Source organism: Micromonospora radicis, assembly GCF_003583405.1.
Lineage (GTDB): Bacteria > Actinomycetota > Actinomycetes > Mycobacteriales > Micromonosporaceae > Micromonospora > Micromonospora radicis.
Genome location: NZ_QXEC01000005.1, coordinates 201,683 through 219,727, shown reverse-complemented (window position 1 = coordinate 219,727; position 18,045 = coordinate 201,683). Strand labels below are relative to the sequence as shown.

Below are 18,045 nucleotides of genomic sequence, written 5' to 3'. Positions count from 1 at the left end.
CCAGTGGATCGCCAATGCGGTCAGAATCAGGACGCCAGTGGCCGGGCCCCCGGACGGACCGGCAGGGTGGCGTACCGCAGGCTTCGGTCTTTCCGTGCGGCGACGCCAGGTGGGCGTTCGCGAAGCGGCGGGTGCCCGAGGTACGACTGCAACTCGTCCTCGTTGAGCCCGTACACGTCGATCGCGTCGAGCAGCGTGTCGCGGACCTGGCGGCTGAACGCAGGCTCGTGGTACGCCGCGTCCTCGAAGTAGGTCACCGCCCCGGTCGGCAGCCGCCGCAGATAAGCGCGGAGTTCGGTGAGGCGGTGATCGAGTTGGGTCGCGGACCGCATGGCGTTGAAGCCGGAGATCAGGAGCACGTCCGCGGTGCCGAGCCGGTCGCCGAGGTCGCCGCTGAGCCGCAGGTCGCTGTTGTCCGGGTCGTTGACGTAGATCAACCGGTTCGGGAAGGGCGCGGTGACGTCGAGGTCACCGGCGCGGATCCGGAGCCCCTGGTCGTACTGCACGATCAGGTGGGGGTAGTGGGTGTCCTCGACGCCGCTGGAGAAGTAGTCGGCGAAGGTCTCCAGCACCGGGGCGGCGGCGACGAAGTGCTCGCGCCTCCGTCCCGAGCGACGTAGCCGAGGATCGACACCACGAGGTCCCGCTCGCTGGTCACCGTGACCGGCGACGTGAGTTCCGCGGCGGCGATGCCGTACTCGGCGACCAGCTGTTCGAGGACACCGGAGGTCAGCTTCACCTCGTAGTCGACGCAGCCGCCGAGGCCGAGGAGAACACGGGACGCGTCGGCCATGTCAGTACAGGGAGCCCTTGCCGGCGGCGCCGAACAGCTCGATCTTCTGGGCGGCGACCACCTTCATGGCGTCGATGCAGGCGGGCTGGATAGCGTTGGGTTCGCGCGTCTTCGGATCGTTGCCGAGCACCTCGCGCATCTTGGCGTGGTAGGCGGCTCGTCGTCGTCGCCTTCGCCGCTTCGAGCCCGAGGTCGTCGTCGGCCCTCGTGAACACATCGCAGGCCGAGGTCGGCTTACGAGATCATGTGATGTGTCCCGGAACCGCCTCACCCTGATCGCCGGCAGTTTCATGCTGGTAGCGGCAGCTGTGGTCTGCTGCTGCGGTCCCGTCCTCCTGCAACTGCGACCGTCCTGGCCGGATGTGGTCGCCCAACAGGCGGCCTGGGAGAGGGACATGGGGGTGCTCGTCGCGCTCGGCAGTGCCCTTCTGCTTGGCGCGTATCCGCTGCTGGCCTACGGCCTGGTCGGGTGGCGGGCGAAGCGTCGGGCGGCGCGGTCCCGGCAGCCGGCGAGCGTGCCAGCTGCGGGGCAGGTCGACGGTTGCGCTACCACTGCTCCCGCCACCACACCGTGAGCAGCCCGACGGCACCAACGAGGACTATGCAGCCGATGCCGCCGCAGAGCAGCGCGGCAATGCCACCGAAGAAGCCGAAGTCCCCGTAGTCCACGGGCCGACCCTACCCCCACCCCCACCCCGGTTGATCATGGAGTTGTTGTCGGTGCCGCCCGGCGTGTCGTGACAACAACTTCATGATCAACCGGAGTGGGTTTGGCGGGACGGTGAACCGTGGGCGGGTGGGCCTCGTGGTACGCGCAACCAGCGTGGATATCGAGGAGCGTCCGACATGACCGCACGAAGTGTGAGCCGCAGCTGGCTCGTGGGTGCTGCCGCGGCCCTGACCTGCCTGGCGGCCGTGGCCGCCGTACCCGCGGCGAGGGCCGACACCAGCACACCGATCCTCGGCGTGGCGGGCAAGTGCGTCGACGTGCAGTGGTCCGGCACCGCGAACGGCACGACCGTCTGGTTGTGGGACTGCAACGGCACCAACGCGCAGAACTGGGCCGGAGTGGGGCAGCGGGGCGCGCTGCGCGCGTTCGGCAAGTGCCTCGACGTGGCCGGGGGCTCCCACCAGGACGGCACCCGGGTGCAGCTGTGGGAGTGCAACGGCACCGACGCGCAGAACTGGAAGCTCGAGAACCGGAAGCTGGTCAACACGGGCTCCGGCAAGTGCCTGGACACGTTGGGCGGCTCGGCCACCGGGACGCCGTTGCAGATCCGCGGCTGCTCCGGCGCGGCCACACAGACCTGGGCCCCGCCGGGCGCTCCGCCGGTCGCCGCGCCGGTGGCGAAGAAGGGCGTCTCCACCTGGGAGTTCGCGTACGAGGCCGAGGGCATCCGTGACGTGGGCGCGGCCTGGTACCACGACTGGTCCACCTCGGACGACGTACCGGCGTCGGCCGAGTTCGTACCGATGATCTGGGGTGCCGGGTTCGTCAACGACGGCGAGCTGGCCACCGCCCAGCGGTCCGGCCGTACGCTGCTCGGTTTCAACGAGCCGGACCTGCCGGAGCAGGCGAACATGTCGGTCGAACACGCGCTGGACCTGTGGCCCCGACTGCAGGGCACCGGCATGCGGCTGGGTAGCCCGGCCGTCGCCTTCGGCGCCGACGTACCGGGCGGCTGGCTCGACCGGTTCCTCGCCGGTGCCCGCGAGCGCGGGCTGCGGGTCGACTTCATCGCCCTGCACTGGTACGGCTCGGACTTCGGCGACGAGGCCGCGAACCACCTGATGCAGTACGTGCGCGCGGTCCACGAGCGTTACCGGCTGCCGATCTGGGTGACCGAGTTCGGCCTGATCGACTTCAGCCAGGGCCGGCCCCGCCACCCGACGCCGCAGCAACTCGTCACGTTCATCGGCAAGGCGACCGCCGCGTTGGAGGCCACCCCGTACGTCGAGCGGTACGCATGGTTCGCCCTGCCGGCCATCGGTGAGCACGCGCCGCACGGGCTGTACCACGTGAACGGCACCGCCACCGAGGCGGGCGCGGCCTACCGGGCGGCGGGCCGTTCGTAGCCGTCACGCGTCGGCGGCCGTCCCGGTAGGGGGTGGCCGCCGACGTACGTACCAAACAAACAGTCAGGCCAGTTCGACGCGGTCGACGAGTTCGCGTACGGCGATCAGGTCCAGGAAGGCGTAGCAGCGTACGACGCGCTCATGCCGCAGCTGCCAGATCCAGCAGTACTCGACGCCGTCGATCGCCGTCGCGTCGCCGTCGAAGCGGACGATCACGGTGTCGCCGTCGGCCCACACGTCCCGGATGGTCGTCACGAGCGTCGTGGCCAACCGGTCCATGATCGGCGCCGCGCCCTCGGCGAGGAAGTCGGCCTTGGACGGGTAGGTGCGGCCGCCGACCTGCCCAGGGTGTGGCGCCCACCCGAGGCGACCGGTCACCTCCGGTCTGGTTCGGGCGTCGGGGACACCCGGTCCAGCAGGCAGATGCCCGGATTGCCGTCGGCCATCACCACCCGTCGTCCGTGCGCGGAGTTGTCCACCAGGATGAAGGCCGTCTCCGGCAGACCGAGGATCTGTTGCGGTTCCACGATGAACTCGTAGACCCGGCCGGTCGTCGTGGACGTGCTCAGGTTGTCGGCCAGCGACCAGGTGCGTAGGCCCGTCCAGGTGTGCCCGCGCGACTCGGACAGGTCGCGGACGCCGCCCCGGCCGCCGAGGAAGCCGGGCTTCGCGCCGGAGCCGTGGCTGGTGCTGGCGGAGAGGTTGTCGCCACCGCCGTCGGTGAACGTCCTGCCGACCTGGCGAGTGATCTGGTTGACGACGAACCGGTGGCCACGACCGACGAAGTCGGCGGCCATGGCGGCGTCGCGGTGGTTGTACATCTTCATCAGGCAGACGGCACCACCGGTTCCGGCGATCTTCTCCAGTTCACCCTGCGGATGGTCGATCATCAACACCAGCCGTACGCCGGCGGCCCGGGCGTGGCCGGAGAGCAGGTCGAGGGTGGCCACGCCGAGGTGGTCGGCGCCCGCCACCACCAGGCACCCGCCGAGGCCGGGCAGGGATCGCTGGACGAGTTGGACGAGCAGGTGGTCGAGGCGTTCCCCGCGGTCGTCCCGGCCGCCGGTGGTGGCGACCACCGAGACCGTCGACGCCGACCACGGTGTCCGCCCGGTGACCGGTGTCAGCGGACCGAGCGTGTCGAGCTGGTGGGAGAGGAACCGTAGCTGCCTGCCGGTGGACTCGTCCTGGCCCAGTTCGCCGACCTGCTCGGCGAGCCGGGCCAGTTCCGTGGGGGAGAGCCCGGGCCCCGGGGTGACCTGCCGCAGCACCCGTACGCCGGCAGCCAGCCGCGCGAAGGTGACCTCGCCGGTGAGGCAGTCGGCGACGCGCCGGAGCACCTCGGTGGCCAGGGCCCGCTCGTGGCGCAGGTCGCCGGGCTCCCGACGGGCGGTCAGCGCGTACCCGAGGCAGTCGGCGAGGTCGGCGGGGGACAGGCCGGCGAGCAGGTCGACCCGACCGGCGTCGGCCGGTAGGTCGAGCCGGTCGACGGCCAGCCGGCGGGCGCGGGCGACCGCCAGCAGCCCGCCGCCGACGTCCTGACCGGTGAGGTCCAGCACGGTGATCCGGTCTCCGGCGGCCAGTACCGACGTGCCGAGGGTGACCAGCAGGCCGGCCCAGCCGTGCCGGTGCGGATCCCCGCCGAGCACGTCCACGCGGGTGGGCTGGGCGAGCGGGTGCACCGGGTACCAGAGAGGGCCGGCGCGGCCCCGGTTCGCGCCGACCGTCGCCGCCTGGTGCCGGTGGACCGCCGCCTGCCATTCGTCGAGGGCCCGCCGGTGCCGTCGCTGTTCCTCTGCCCGGAACACCCGGTAGGGCTGTTCGAACGCGTCGAGGGCACGCTTGGTGGCGGCGATCGCGGCGGCGGCCCGGAGCAGCCCGATGCCGAGCAGCGCGGCGACCACGAGCAACACGACGGCGTACACCTCGCGGGCGGAGTCGCCGTACGCGTCGACGCCCTCCTCGATCACCAGTTGGTAGGTGCTGAACGCGAACACCGCGACCACGGCGAAGGCGCTCCGCCGAACCAGCCGGGACACCGCCCGCGACCGGGCCTGGCGCAGCGCGGTGGTGTCCGGGTGGGGCGGCTCGACCCAGGCCGGCCGGGGCGGCGGCAGGTCCACCGTGGCGGCCGCCGCCGGCTCGTCGGCCGCCTGCCAGCCCCACCTGGGCGGGGACGTGAACAGTCGGTCGGCGAGCTGGTCGGACCAGGTCGGCAGTACCGGCTGGGCGGATGGCGGACCGGTCACGGCGCGCCGCCAGGGTGGCGAGTGAGGTTGCCGAGCGCCTGCCGCAGCTCATCGGGAAGTTCCTTGACCGCGGAGAGGACCTCCAACACGGCGCTGCGGCGCGCGTTCTCCGCCTCGGCCGCGCCGACGTCGAAGGGGTACGCGTGTCGCAGTGCCTCGATGTCACCGGCGGAGAGGTCCTCGCGGTTGCCGGTGGCCGCGCACGGGTTCGGGTTCGTCCGGTAGTAGGCCGGCGGGAAGCTGTAGAGCATGATGGACGCCGGGTCGAAGGGACCGAGCAGGGCGTCCGCGGCGGGCTTGGGACGTAGGTTGGTGTCCACCCGGGCGCGTTCCCAGCGGTTCGGGTGACCGGCCAGCATCGTGTAGACCCCTGGGCGGCGCCCCTCGGAGTCCGCCAGGTAGCGGCCGCTTTCGTCGGTGGTCGGCAGGTAGCCCGGGTCGTCCTCCCAGCGGAACTGGAGTTCGCAGCCGCTGAGCGGGTGTTGGTGCTCGTGCCGGAAGGCGACCGCGTGCAGGAACTCGTGCCGGACCACACGGCGCCAGTCCGCGGGCCGTTGCAGCGGAAACCCGCTGAGGTTGAGCGAACGTTGGTACGGGCGACCGCCCATCGGCTGGTCCGGTGCGCCGACGGTGGCGTTGACCGCGTCGCGACCGACCAGCGAGTTGAAGCCGCGCTGGTCGAACGAGACCCGGATGTCGGCCCGGTAGTCGGTGTCCGAGGTGGACCAGGTGCGGTAGCGGCCGGTGGCGGAGTCCAGGCCGAAGTCGAAGGTCAGGTTGCAGGCGTCGGTGATCTGCCGGGTGGCGTCCTCGATGTCGTGGTGCAGGGCCGTGTCGCCGCCGAGGAAGGCGACCCGTACGACCGCGCCCGCCGGCCAGCGCAGCAGATCACCGAGGAAGTAGCCGCGCCCCTGGGGAGCCTGGACGGCGACCTCGGCAAACCAGCGGTCGCGTACCTCCATCGTGGCGACCACGTCTTCGGGTAGGACGTCGAGAATCGGGTCGAAGTCAGGTCCCGGGTGGTTCATCCGTCTTCTCCTGTCGCCATGGGTACCGAAAGTGTCCGCGTGCTGGACGGGCAGTTGACGAAGTTGGACAGCGATGGCCAGCCGGACGGCCCTTTACAGCGCATCTGGCGGCGGGAAACCTGGAAACGATGACGGCGGCTGGCCGGAGGTACGTGTTGGCGGCACTGCCCAGACCCGATCTGCCCGACGGCCCGACCCGGGCGCTCTTCGACCAGCTGCACGAGCTGCACCACCGGGCGGGCTGGCCGAGCCTGCGCGACATGGCCCGGGAGGTCGGCTGTAGCCACACCACGATCTCCGCGGCCTTCTCCGAACCGCGGATTCCCCGCTGGGGCCTGCTGGAGCTGATCGTGGAGACGCTCGGCGGCGACACCGCGTGGTTCCACCAGCTGTGGCTGGCCGCCAGCCGACCCGCCGAGAACTTGGACGCTCCGACGCCCTCGCGTCCCGCCCCCGCCCCGCCCGCCCTGCCCGCCCCGCCGCGGGAACTACCGGCCGACGTCGTCGCCTTCACCGGCCGGGCTGGCGCCGTCGCCGACCTCGACGCGTTGCTCGCCCGCGCCGCCGGGGCACCGGCGCTCACCATCGCCGCGATCAGCGGCACCGCCGGGGTCGGCAAGACGGCGCTCGCGGTGCATTGGGCGCACCGGGTCGCCGACCGGTTCCCCGACGGACAGCTCTACGTCGACCTACGCGGCTACGGCCCCGAGCCGCCGGTACGAGCGGCGCAGGCGTTGGAGACGTTCCTGCGGGTGCTCGGGGTCTCCGGCCCGGACATCCCGCACAACCTGCCCGAACGGGCGGCCCGCTACCGCACCCTGCTGGCCGGCCGTCGGGTGCTCGTCCTGCTGGACAACGCCCACTCGGTGGAGCAGGTGAGGGATCTGCTGCCCGGCTCGCCGTCCTGCTTCGTGGTGGTGACCAGCCGCGACACGCTGCCCGCACTGGTGGCGCGGCACGGCGCCACCCGCACCAACCTGGACCTGCTCGCGTCGACCGAGGCGCACGCGCTGCTGCGTACCCTGGTCGGCTCCCGGGTCCAGGCCGATCCGGCGGCGGCCGACCTGCTCGCCGCCCGGTGCGCCCGACTCCCGCTGGCCCTGCGGATCGCGGCCGAGTTGGCCGTGGCGCGGCCTCGGACGGCGCTGGCCGACCTGGTGCGGGAACTCGACGACGAGCCGCGACGGCTGGACCTGCTCGCCGCGGGCGACGACGACCACACCGCCGTACGCGCCGTCTTCTCCTGGTCGCTGCGTCACCTCACGGTGCCCAGCGCACTGGCGTTCACCCTGCTCGGCCTGCACCCCGGCGCCGACCTGGACCGGCGGGCCGTCGCGGCGCTCACCGGCACCGACCCGGCCACCGCGCGCGGTCTGATCGACAGCCTGCTCCGCGCCCACCTGCTCGACGAGGTCGGCGGTGGCCGGCTCGGCCGGCATGACCTACTGCACGCGTACGCCGCCGAGCAGGCCGCCCGACTGGACGAGCGGGTACGCCGGGCGGCCCGCGAACGGCTGCTGAGCTACTACCTGGCCACGGCGGGATCGGCGGTCCAGGTGGCGTTTCCCGGCGCGACGACACCGGCCGACGACGCCACCGCACCGGTCGGCTTCGGCAGCGCCGCCGCAGCCGCCTTCGGCACCGCCGCCGCGGCGATGGCCTGGTTGGATGCCGAACGGAGCAACCTGCTGACGTTGGCGCGGATCGATGCCGAGGGAAGCGGTTCGTTCAGCAGCGCGCTGTCGGCGACGCTGGCGCCGTACCTGGATGCCCGGGCGCACTACCACGACGCGGTCGTACTGCACGGCCTGGCCCGGGCCGCCGCCCACGCCGACGGCGACCTGCGGGCCGAGGGGCGGGCCCACGCCCGGCTGAGCACCGTGCACCGCAGGCTCGGCGACTACCGGGAGGCGATCACCCACGGCGAACGGGCCCTGGCCGTCCAGCGGGAGATCGACGATCGGCCGAGCCTCGGCGCCACCCTGCACCAACTCGGCGTGGCGTACTGGCGGCTGGGGCGCTACGCCGACGCGGTGCACCGCATCGAGGAAGCCCTCACCCACTTCCGGTCCTACGGCGACCACGGCGGCCAGGCCGCCGCGGCCTACGGCCTGGGTATCGCCCAGTTCCAGCTCAACGACTATCCGGCCGCCCAGGCATATCACGAACGGGCGTTGGAGATCTTCCGCCGCATCGGTGACCGCACCGGCGAGGGGCGGACGCACAACAACATCGGCCTGGTCGCCCAGCGGCTCGGGCGGCCGGAGCGGGCGCGGCAGCACTACGGCCGGGCGCTGCGCATCGCCCGCGAGGTCGGCAACCGGACCGGCGAGGCGGTCGCGCTGATCAACCTGGCCGACCTGGACGTCGAGGCCGGCGACCCGGCGCAGGCGCGGCAACGCTACGACACGGCGCTGGTGCTCAGCCGGCACAGCGGATACCGGGTCGGGCAGGCCGACGCCCTGCGTGGCCTCGGCGTCGTCCTCGGCCAGCTGGGGCGCGTCACGGACTCCATCGACCACCTGGTCAACGCGGTCGACCTCTGCCGGGAACTGGGCGAACACGAGACCCAGGTACGCGCGTTGCTGGACCTCGGTGACGCGGTGCGCCGGGCCGGACAGCCCGACGAGGCCGCGGTGCACTACCGGGCGGCGCTCGACCGGAGCACCGAGTCGGGGGACCGGCACGCCCAGCGTCGGGCGCGGGAGGCCCTCGCCGCCCTACCCGAGCCGGCCGCCCCACCCGGTGGAGGTGACCCGCCGCGCACCCCGGTGGTGCGGGTGCCGGCGGAGGACGCCGAGGTCACCTGAGGCCGGCTACTGCCGCAGCTCGGGGTGGCGGACCTGGATGTGTTCCCGGTTGGAGTTCGGCATCTGCAGTTCGAACCGGAGGTTGTCCGCGTCCAGCGTGCGCCGCCAGTTCTCCCCGCGGGCCTTCTCCACCTTGTGGTCGAGGCTCAGCCGCCGCTCGGTCGCCGGCAGATCGGGGCGGTTCGTCGGCAACGTCGGTGCCGTCTGCCTGCTCTCGGGGAACCGGAATCCGGCCTGCTCGAACCGCCGCTGGGCGGCGGGATCAGCACGCACCTCCTGCCAGAACCGTTCCCGCGCCCGGTCGTAGAGCCGGCTGTGGTTGCTCTTGTCGAGCGGTTCGGCCCGGGTCGCGTGATCGCGGGCCCGCTCCCACGCGGCGCGTACCTCCGGGTAGTCGGCCACGTCCTTGCCGATCACCTCCCGGACGCGGGCGACCGCCTCCCGCTGCGTCTCGCCGGGCAGGCGCCGGACGTCCTGGATGTCGAGCCGCTCCGGCTGCGGCGGCGGCACCCGATGCCCGTCGACGCTGGCTCGCGAGCTGCCCTTGACCTTCGGCGCCGTCATCGCCTGCACAGCCGCGTCGATCTCGGGGTCCGTGGCGGCGACGAGGGGCCCGCGGTCGGCTCCCTCGACCCCGGGCGCCGCCCGCTTCACCGACTCCGGGCTGCCGACGCGGCGGGTGGCCGGGCCAGCCTCGGCGCCGGCCGCCTTCATTCCCCCCGCGGCGGCCTCGCTGCCGGCCGCTGTGGTGCCCGCGGCGGCCTTGCCGCCGGCCGCCCGCACACCGGTCCCGGCGGCCGGAGCGGGTGCGCGCAGCCCGTCGAGGATGGTCAGCCAGAAGCCTGGGTCCTGTGCGGCCTCGCGGTTTGCCGCCTTGAGGTGGCGCCAGGTGGCCCCGAAGTCGCCCCGCATCGCCGAATCGACCACGCGAGCGGACTCGCGCTGCCATTCGGTGTTGCCGCCGGTGAGTCCGAAGTAGTTCCCGGCGGCCACCTGCCACCGGTTCGCGGAGATGTCGGTGAAGGGCACCCGGAGCGGCTTCTCGCAGCCCTTGAGGAAGATGTCCACCTCCGCGGGGCCGACCGCGAACTCCACCCGAGCGGTCTGCGGGTTCCACGCGGCGTAGTAGGCCACGTGTGGTCCGTCCGCCTGACGGATCACCTGCGGCTTCAACACGTACGACCCGTCCGGGGCGCGGATGTCGTGGCCCGGAACCCAGCCGCCGGTCGGAAGCCGGTCGGCCACCACATCCTCGATGCCGATGCCGCGGAAGGCGTCCGCGGTCGGTGGGAGCCGGCGACCGGCGCCGACGTCGGTGGCAGGTTTCCCGGCAGTGGCGTCCGCCACCGGGCGACCGGCGGGCTGCGGTGGACGGATCTCCGCCGGTTTGCCGGCCGGTGGCAGGCCGGCCCGGTTGTCGGGCCCCTGCGGCGGCGGGCGGTCGGTCGGTGGTCGCGGTGCGTCCATGGTCTCCTCCGGTCCCGGGTGTCGGCGGGCGGCTCAATCTGTCGGCGCGACCAGCGTGCTCACCGCCCACTCGGCGTCGACGAACTGGCCGAGCAGGTCCAGCGCCCGATGGACGTCGGTGCCGAGCGCCAGCGCCAGGGCCGCCGGTCGGCGGCTGCCGTAGGCGACGCTGTCGCGGTCCGCCTCGGCTGCCGACTCGGCGACCAGCCACGCCTGGACGGTCTGGGCCTGCTCGGCCCGGCTGGCGCCGGGGATCGGCCGCCGGAATCGGGCCTCCCACTCGGCCGAGCGGGGATGCCGGCCCGTTCCGTCGTCGGTGGTGAGGGCGTGTCTGACGGCCTCCCAGCGGTACACCCGGGCGAGATACCGGCGCGCGTCACCGGTGCAGTCGGGGCGTCCCCCGGCCAGCACCTGCCGGATGGTGAGCGACACGTGTGCCGCGAGGTCCGCGGGCGAGACGTCGACCGGCAGGGCGGCCGACCGTACCGCCACGGCGTCGTCGACGGCGTGCGAGACGGCGCAGTCCAGCACCCGGGCCGGCACCGGCGGGGCGGTGGCGGCGAACACCGACGGGGCGGTGAGCGTGGCGAGCACGTCCGGCCGGGGTACCGGCGTCGCCCGCCCGACCAGATGGGCGAGGACGGCGAGTTCGGCCCAGACCAGCAGTGGCGGTTCGTCGGCCAGCCGGTGCTGGGCGGTACGCATCTCCCGCAACGTGCAGGGCTGCTGGCGGCAGGACTGCCCGCAGGTGCCGCTGCGGCGGCCGATCACCTCGGACACCGGCGCGGCGCGCAGCGGTCCGGTGCGTTCCGTGGCGCTGCCGTCGGGTACCCGGACCAGGATCGGCCGGTCCATCCCGTCGCTGAACACGGCCCCCTGGCCGGGGGTGAGCGTCACCAGGAAGCGGGACTGCTCGTCGTCGAGGTTCATCGTCGCCCCGACGCTCTGCCGGTCGTCGGCCGCCGGCAACCGATGGACGATCTTGACAGCGGTGTTCTTGATGACGTCGGGGATCAGCTTGCTCGGTACCTGTTCGGCGATGACCAGCCCTTCCCCGTACGCCCGGATCTCGGCGAGCAGCGTGGCGAACAACTCGACCGCGTGGGCGGCGGCGCCCCCCTCGCCGCCCGGTGGGCGGCGCAGCAGCCGGTGCGCCTCCTCCACGACCGTCAGGTGACGCAGCGACGACCCGGCGCGGTCCCGGGCGGCGATCCGCAGGTGCTCGACGAGCCGTAGCACGATCGCACCCATGAGGAACGCCTTGTCCGCGTCGTCGCCGACGTCCTCGATCTCCAGCACCACGTTGCGGTCGAGCAGCGCCGCGAAGTCGAGCGGATGGCCACCCTCCAGGAACCGGCCGGTGGTGCCCAACCGGAGACTGGCGATGCGTACCCGGATGAAGCCGAGCACGTCGGCGGCGACCTCCCTGCCGTACCCGATCTCGCTGACCACGGTTTCGGCCACCCGTTGCAGGTCGCCGAGGGTCGGGTAGCGCGGCTGGTGCCCGGGGCGGGTCGGTTCGCTCAGCGCGGGATCCCAACCGAACTCCTCGTAGCAGCGACCGATGGCGGCGGCGAGGATCTGCGGGAACGGCTCCTGCTGCTGGAACGACGCGAGGAACAGCGCCCGGAGCAGATCGGCGTGCGTCTGCAGGGGGAAGCCCGGCGCCGGTTCGAACGGGTTCAGCCCGGCCGGTGGCGCCTCGACCGCACCCGGCCGGAGCACCACCAGGTCCGCGCCGAGCGGGGCGATCCGTGCCGACATCCGGGCGTACTCGGCCTTCGCGGGCTCCACCACCAGCCAGGGGATACCGGCCCGGGTCGCCTGCTCCAGCAGATGCCGTACGGTCTGTGACTTGCCCGCCCCGGTCGCGCCGCAGACGAACGTGTGCCGGTTCAGCGCGGCGGTCGAGAGCGTGAGGTCACCGACGTCGGCGTCGACCTCGTCGCGGACCGTACCGATCACGAGGTCTCCAGGACCGCCCGACTCGGGCGTCACGTCGAAGGTGTGCGGCTGGGCAAGCCGCACCCCGGGCAGTTCCCGGGCGGGCGGTCGGGTGAGCGCGACGACGAGTTCGCTGCTGCCGACGAAGGTCACCCCGTCGGCGCGGTCGAAGTGCGTCGGCGGGCCGGCCGGAGTCAGCGCGTACGGCAGGCCGTCCAGTTCCGCCGCCCCGCACAGCAGCGCGGCGGTGCTGCTGGCCTGACGCGGTTGCGTACCGCCGACCAGCACCCGCAGCTGCCAGGCACCACCGCCCTGGGCCCGGCTCAGCTCCCGGTGCCGCGCCTGCTTGCGCTCCAACGCCACCCGCCGTGCCTGGCTGAGTTCGCCCCGCGACAGCGGCAGGATGTCGCCGACCAGCGCGTCCAACTCCGGCTCGACGTCCGGTGGTGGCAGCGGCCGGGCGATCACCAGCCAGCCGTACGCGGCCCGCAGGTGCGCGGCGTGCCGATCGAACGACCCGCGCCGAGGCACGTCCCGGCCCGCCGGTGCCGGGCCCCACAACGCGTCGGGTCGGGCGGCACACGGTACCCAATACGGGAAGGAGTCGAGCAGGTCGACGAGCGCCTCGCCGGGCAACTCCTCGGCGAGGGCCCCCGGTGGGAACAGCACGCGCCGGGCGCCGACGGCCGGCGGGAAGTGCGGTCGCCCACCGAGCACGAAGCAGACCCGCGGGTCGTCCGGGCGGCGTATCCACGCGGCCAGCAACGCCGCCGCCGAATCACCGCTGCCGAGCAGGTCCGCGTGCGCTGCGGTCACCGAGGCGAGCAGCGCCCGGGTGGTGTCGCTCGTCGCGTCGACGCCGTCCGTGCGCTCCCGCCTCGGCTCTCGGGGCAACCGCGTCAACCGGTGGAGATCGAAACCTTGCCAGGTGTCCATCACCCCTCCAATCCGTATCGACGGATGCTGCTCCGGCTACCGGTTGCGCAGCAGCTCCAACGCGACCGGCAGGAGGGCGGCGACGACGGCCAGCCACACCAGGAAGAAGACGAACTTGACCAGCCCGGTCAGGAAGCCGCCACCGGACCGCGGCGGCGGCTGGTGGTGGCGCGGGCCAAGTCGGTGGCCGGCGCGGGCCTGCTCGGCGGCGTGCTGGGCGGCTCGCTGGGCGGCGTCGCCCGCGTGCCGCATCGCCGACCGGTGAGCCTCGTGAGCCGTGTTGGCGGCCTGCTGGGCGGACTGTTGTGCGTTCCAGGGTTGCATCGCCGGGTCCCCTCCGTGATCCGGCACCCCGCGGTGCCGTCACCACAGGGTCGGCCGTACGCGCAGGCCGTTGACGGATCCGGACGAAGCTGGACGCCGGCCGAACCTGCCTGGTGATCGGCTTGACGTCCGCGGGTGGCAGGATCGGCGGCATGGAGTTCGCAGAGGTGATCCGCCGCCGTCGGATGGTGCGGCACTACGCCGACCGGCCGCTGAGTCCCGAGGTCGTGGAGAAGATCCTGGCCAGTGCGCTGCGGGCGCCGTCGGCCGGTTTCTCGCAGGGCTGGGCCTTCCTCGCCCTCACCGACCCGGCGGACCGGGCCAGGTTCTGGCCGTACGTCCCGACCCGGGTCGCCCAGACTCCGACCATGCAGTACGCGCCGCTGGTGGTGGTGCCGTTGGCGCACAAGGCGGCCTACCTCGCCCGGTACGCCGAGGCCGACAAGGGTTGGGGGGACCGGGCCGAGGCCCGCTGGCCGGCCCCGTACTGGTACATCGACACCGGGATGGCGTCGCTGATGATGCTGCTCGCGGCGGTCGACGAGGGCCTCGGCGCGTGTTTCTTCGGCATCACCCCGCAGGCTGGCGACGACTTCACCCCCGAGGTCGACGTGCCCGCGCACACCGCCGCCTTCAAGGCCGAGTTCGGCATCCCCGACGAGTACGCACCGATCGGCGCCATCTGCATCGGCTACCGGGCCGAGGATCTGCCGGGGCAGACCTCCGCCACCACCCGACGACGCCGCGACCCCGACACGGTCATCCACCGCGGCCAGTGGGGCCACCACCTGCACTAGCCTGCGGACATGGACGATCATTCGGGGCGTTCGGCCGACGAACTGCTGGACATCGTCGACGAGCGGGACCGGGTGGTGGGGCAGGCCCGGCGCGGCGAGGCGTACGCCGGCAGGCTGCGCCACCGCTGCGTGTTCGTGCTGGCGCGGGAGGCGACGGGGCGGATCTTCGTGCACCGCCGGACGGCGGGCAAGCTGGTCTTCCCGTCGCGGTACGACATGTTCGTCGGCGGCGTGGTGGGCGCGGGCGAGTCGTACGACGAGGCGGCGCTGCGTGAGGCCGAGGAGGAACTGGGCGTGTCCGGCCTGCCCGCGCCGGTACCCCGGTTCAAGTTCTGCTACGAGTCCGCGGAGCACACCTGGTGGTCCTTCGTGTACGAGGTGCGCTGCCCGGCGGTGGTGAACCCGCAGCCGGAGGAGGTCGACTGGTACGCGTTCCTGACCGAGGATGAGTTGGCCCGGCGGCTCACCGAGTGGGACTGGGTGCCGGACGGGCTGGACGTGTACCACCGGCTGCTCGGCCGCCCCGGCAGCGGACCGCCGGGGCCACGCCCCGGCGCCGTCGACGAGTAACCTACGTCGATATAGGTGACGGTCAGTTGGCGAGTGGTCGGATCGGTTCGGCGATCGTGCTCGGCACGGTCGCCGTGTCGGCAGATCCGGCCAGACGCGGCCTACGCCGTCCGGTGGGCCCGGCCGCCGCATGGCTAACCCGCCGCGAAACCGGTCACGATCGGCGCGTTCAACACTTGGCCCCTGGCGGCGAACTCGACGATGTGCAGGCCCGGCGGCAGGTCGGTGGGCAGCGGGAACCGGTGTTCGTACCGGAACTTGTCGACGTCGGCCTCCACCAACGGGCGGCCGTCGATCGAGACGGTACCCGGGTACGGCTCACCCACCCGGCACGTCCCGAAGCATTCCACCAGCAGTGGACCCTGCACGACCGGGTCCTCGAACGGGATGTCGAGGATCCAGTTCGAGTCGGCGGAGCCGTCGACCGCCGTCGGGAAGGTCACCTCCGCGCCGAGCACCCAGGCGGCCTCCTCGGTGAAGCACTCCACCCGGACGTGGCTGTCCGGCTCCCCCGAGGCGTTGGCGGGAAGCCGCACCACGAGATCGTGCGGGTTGGCGTACGCCACGCGTGGCCACCAGTAGGAGCCCCCGCGTTTCGGTCGGCCACTCTCGTAGACGACGGTCGCGCCGCGGATGATCCGAACACCGCGGCCGGCCTCGTCCGACGTACTTTCCATCCCGGCGGGAAGTCGGCACGGCTCCGCGCCTCGGACGACCAGGAACACCGACCCGTGGGGGCCTCGGTGGCGCTCGGGGTAGACCTCGACGGTCGCGGTGCCGGCCGCCGGGGCGGTCGCCGACGGCGCCGGGGAGTCGCAGGCGACAGCGCCGAGCGATATCACCGCCACGGAGAGGGCAACCACCAGACGAAACCCGACTCGCACCGTGCCACCTCTCGGGACAAGCTCGACTAAGCTCGATGTAACTGTCTCGACAGGCCCGGGACCGCGCCATCGGCCGATCGTCGCCTTGCGGGTCTTGCGGGTCTTGCTGGGTCATGCGGGTCTTGCTGAGTCATGCGGGCCGTCCGGGATGACGGGAGTCGGGCGGAGGGATGAGCGGGTGTCGCCGAGTCGAGGGTCCGGTCGACCGCGCCTGCTGTTGACGATCGCGCTGGTGGTCGTGCTCGCCGCGGCCGGGGGAGTCGGGTTGCGGCTGCTCACCGGGGCGGCGGAAGCCCGGTCGCAGCTCGTACGGATCGTGGCGTCCTCGGTCGTTGCGGAGATCGCCGTACACGGTGAACTGGACGGCGACTGTGTCGAGGCCCCGGAGTTGGACGACTGCCTGCCGGTGGTCACGGTGACCCAGCGACGGGGAGCGCCCCTCCGGGCGGCGGTACTCACCGGGGTCGTCACACCGGGGACGGTGCTCCTCTACTGGGGCTGCCGGGAAGGCGCCGGAGTCACCGAATGCACTCCGCGCTCCCCGGGCCCGGACACCGCGGTCTGCGTGACGACCTCGGACGCCAGGGACGCGTCGGCCCTCGCCTTCTGCGGGCGGTTCGGCGTCGCGGCGACCGGGCGCCCGACCAGGGACCGCACCGAGGTCGTCGAGTTCGTTCCGGTCACCCGCGACGGCCGTCCGGCCGCCGGTCACGTCGTGGTCGACCAGGGCACTGAGCTTCTGTTGGACTCCTGCAGTTCTGCCTTCGCGGCGACGGCGTCCGACATCGTCTCGTGCGGACCCACCGCGGCCTCCGCCCAGGCATGTTGGATCGAAACCAACCGGGCGACGGTGTTGTGCGGCCGGCCGGGCGACAACCGGCTGTACCGCTTCGGCGTGCGTCAGGCGCTGCCGCGATATGAGCCGTTGCCCGAGGCGCGACGCGAGCCGTTGGCCATCGAGCTACGCGACGGGACCATCTGTACGCGGCGTACCGGCGGCCCGGCGCCACCGCTGCCCGAGCCGTTCAGTTCGCAGTACTGGTGCGGCGAGCACGGGCTGGCTGTCCAGGCGCACGGCGAGGATCTCCTCGACCGAAGCTCGCCGTTCTGGACCCTGCGGACCATGCTCGCCGCCGCCGCGGACGGCGGCGATCCGGTACCGATCCGGCGGGAGGTGGCGCTCGTCCACTACGCCGGGCGTCCCTGACGGTGGCTAGGGCTGCTGCTCGACGATCGCGTCGCGGGCGTAGTCACGTACGTAGACCACGTCGTACCTCGGTACGGCCAGCCAGCCGATGGTCCGCAGCGGTCGCCCCGAGTCCAGTTTCACCGTGACCGTTTCCCGGGTGCCGTCCTGTGTCAACTCCAGTACGAGTTCCCACTCGACGACCACGGGCCGGGCTGTCGTCGCGATGACGATGAGGGTGAGCGGCTCGCCCTGTTCGGCGTACCGGTTCTCGACGTCGGTGAAGATCCGCGTGGTGGGCTGGTTGCGTTCGTCGACGGTGCGGGCGTCCTTGCGGTCCGCGTCGAGGTCGATGTAGATCACGTCGGCGGGACCGCCGCCCTGCGGCGGGATGGCCAGTAGCGTGCCGCTGGGCGCCGCGTGCTCCGCAAGGATCTGGGCGCGCATCGACCGGATCTGGACGGGCTGCTTACGGTTGCCGGTGAGGGTCACGTGGTAGCGCGATACGGCGACGCAGTCGGCGCCGTCGCAGTTCCAGCCCACCCGGGAGCCGCCGAGTTCACCGAGTAGCCGTTCCGGGTCCTTCCCGCGCTCGGCCTCCGTGAGCTCGGCTGGTCCGCCGGGCGGGGACAGGGGTGCGAACGATTCCACCGGGAGTCGTTCGGGAAACACCCAGTGGATGCCGTCGTCGGCCTGGTTGTAGGCCTCGCGTACCTCGACGTGAAACGCCGGCTCGCCGAGCTTGACCGGATCCTTGGCGTCCTCTTCGCGCTGCTGGATCACCGGTGCGAAGAGGTAGGCGACGTAGGCGGACACCAGGGCCGCGATCCCCACGAGGGCCAGTTCGCGGAACCGCCTACGGGACGGTGACTCGTCGTTCATCCCAAAGCCTCTCGGTGGACGGCATCGATGTCATCACGATGGTGGCAAGGCCGAGCCAGCGCCAGGCCGACGGACGTGGGCCGTCGGTGAGGTTGTTGG

At 72.6% G+C, this 18,045-nt stretch carries 17 protein-coding genes; 5 read left to right on the top strand and 12 right to left on the bottom strand.

The features are described from left to right. Positions 1–26: 26 nt before the first annotated feature. The 4 genes from D2L64_RS08070 to D2L64_RS28245 form a co-directional block, all read right to left on the bottom strand. Complete coding sequence (locus D2L64_RS08070; protein ID WP_158603475.1) at positions 27–572, bottom strand: ADP-dependent glucokinase/phosphofructokinase; 546 nt, start codon at positions 570–572, stop codon at positions 27–29. Beyond that, positions 509–793, bottom strand: coding sequence for a hypothetical protein (locus D2L64_RS27230; protein WP_158603474.1), 285 nt, complete (start codon positions 791–793; stop codon positions 509–511). The genes D2L64_RS08070 and D2L64_RS27230 overlap by 64 nt, the downstream gene beginning before the upstream one ends. Position 794: 1 nt before the next feature. Further along, positions 795–932, bottom strand: a complete 138-nt coding sequence (locus tag D2L64_RS08065; protein WP_199714463.1) for a hypothetical protein — start codon at positions 930–932, stop codon at positions 795–797. A 407-nt stretch (positions 933–1,339) separates the two neighbouring features. Next, entirely contained in the window at positions 1,340–1,462 is a 123-nt protein-coding gene (locus D2L64_RS28245) for a hypothetical protein (protein ID WP_267898663.1), read from the bottom strand. Positions 1,463–1,639: 177 nt separating this feature from the next. Between D2L64_RS28245 and D2L64_RS08060 the strand changes: the two genes are divergently transcribed. Next, positions 1,640–2,869: a glycoside hydrolase family protein gene (locus D2L64_RS08060; protein ID WP_119574077.1), complete on the top strand. Its 1,230-nt coding sequence runs from the start codon at positions 1,640–1,642 to the stop codon at positions 2,867–2,869. Positions 2,870–2,932: 63 nt separating this feature from the next. Here the strand turns inward: D2L64_RS08060 and D2L64_RS08055 are convergent, their stop codons facing one another. Genes D2L64_RS08055 through D2L64_RS08045 form a run of 3 tightly spaced genes read right to left on the bottom strand, consistent with a single transcriptional unit; the run spans position 2,933 to position 6,146 of the window. Further along, the gene (locus D2L64_RS08055) at positions 2,933–3,247 is read right to left on the bottom strand and encodes a nuclear transport factor 2 family protein (RefSeq protein WP_119574076.1); all 315 of its coding nucleotides are present in this window, start codon (positions 3,245–3,247) and stop codon (positions 2,933–2,935) included. Then, positions 3,244–5,118, bottom strand: coding sequence for a hypothetical protein (locus D2L64_RS08050; RefSeq protein WP_119574075.1), 1,875 nt, complete (start codon positions 5,116–5,118; stop codon positions 3,244–3,246). Before D2L64_RS08050 ends, D2L64_RS08055 begins: the two co-directional genes overlap by 4 nt. Continuing rightward, entirely contained in the window at positions 5,115–6,146 is a 1,032-nt protein-coding gene (locus D2L64_RS08045; RefSeq protein ID WP_119574074.1) for a zinc metalloprotease, read from the bottom strand. Before D2L64_RS08045 ends, D2L64_RS08050 begins: the two co-directional genes overlap by 4 nt. Before the next feature lie 128 nt (positions 6,147–6,274). Here D2L64_RS08045 and D2L64_RS08040 point away from each other — a divergent pair, with 128 nt between their 5' ends. Beyond that, positions 6,275–8,956, top strand: coding sequence for an ATP-binding protein (locus tag D2L64_RS08040; protein ID WP_119574073.1), 2,682 nt, complete (start codon positions 6,275–6,277; stop codon positions 8,954–8,956). A gap of 6 nt (positions 8,957–8,962) precedes the next feature. Here D2L64_RS08040 and D2L64_RS08035 read toward each other — a convergent pair whose 3' ends face one another. The 3 genes from D2L64_RS08035 to D2L64_RS08025 are packed head-to-tail and all read right to left on the bottom strand — an operon-like array spanning position 8,963 to position 13,627. After that, the gene (locus D2L64_RS08035; protein WP_119574072.1) at positions 8,963–10,423 is read right to left on the bottom strand and encodes a hypothetical protein; all 1,461 of its coding nucleotides are present in this window, start codon (positions 10,421–10,423) and stop codon (positions 8,963–8,965) included. 33 nt (positions 10,424–10,456) lie between these two features. Next, entirely contained in the window at positions 10,457–13,303 is a 2,847-nt protein-coding gene (locus tag D2L64_RS08030; protein WP_119574071.1) for an ATP-binding protein, read from the bottom strand. A gap of 36 nt (positions 13,304–13,339) precedes the next feature. Continuing rightward, entirely contained in the window at positions 13,340–13,627 is a 288-nt protein-coding gene (locus tag D2L64_RS08025) for a hypothetical protein (protein WP_119574070.1), read from the bottom strand. Between the two features lie 152 nt (positions 13,628–13,779). On the opposite strand from D2L64_RS08025, the gene D2L64_RS08020 reads away from it, so the two are divergent. Continuing rightward, positions 13,780–14,424 carry a nitroreductase family protein gene (locus D2L64_RS08020; RefSeq protein ID WP_119574138.1) on the top strand — a complete coding sequence of 215 codons (645 nt, stop codon included), beginning with the start codon at positions 13,780–13,782 and terminating at the stop codon, positions 14,422–14,424. Between the two features lie 9 nt (positions 14,425–14,433). Next, a complete protein-coding gene (locus D2L64_RS08015) occupies positions 14,434–14,994 on the top strand; it encodes an NUDIX domain-containing protein (protein WP_119574069.1) in 561 nt (186 codons plus the stop codon). Positions 14,995–15,128: 134 nt separating this feature from the next. Here D2L64_RS08015 and D2L64_RS27050 read toward each other — a convergent pair whose 3' ends face one another. Beyond that, entirely contained in the window at positions 15,129–15,530 is a 402-nt protein-coding gene (locus D2L64_RS27050; RefSeq protein ID WP_147376212.1) for a hypothetical protein, read from the bottom strand. Positions 15,531–16,056: 526 nt separating this feature from the next. Here D2L64_RS27050 and D2L64_RS08005 point away from each other — a divergent pair. Then, on the top strand, positions 16,057–17,085 hold the full coding sequence (locus D2L64_RS08005; RefSeq protein ID WP_147376211.1) for a hypothetical protein: 1,029 nt from the start codon (positions 16,057–16,059) through the stop codon (positions 17,083–17,085). A 6-nt stretch (positions 17,086–17,091) separates the two neighbouring features. On the opposite strand, the gene D2L64_RS08000 is transcribed toward D2L64_RS08005, so the two are convergent. After that, positions 17,092–17,946 (bottom strand): hypothetical protein, encoded by an 855-nt coding sequence (locus D2L64_RS08000; RefSeq protein ID WP_119574066.1) that lies wholly within the window; start codon positions 17,944–17,946, stop codon positions 17,092–17,094. Positions 17,947–18,045 lie beyond the last annotated feature (99 nt).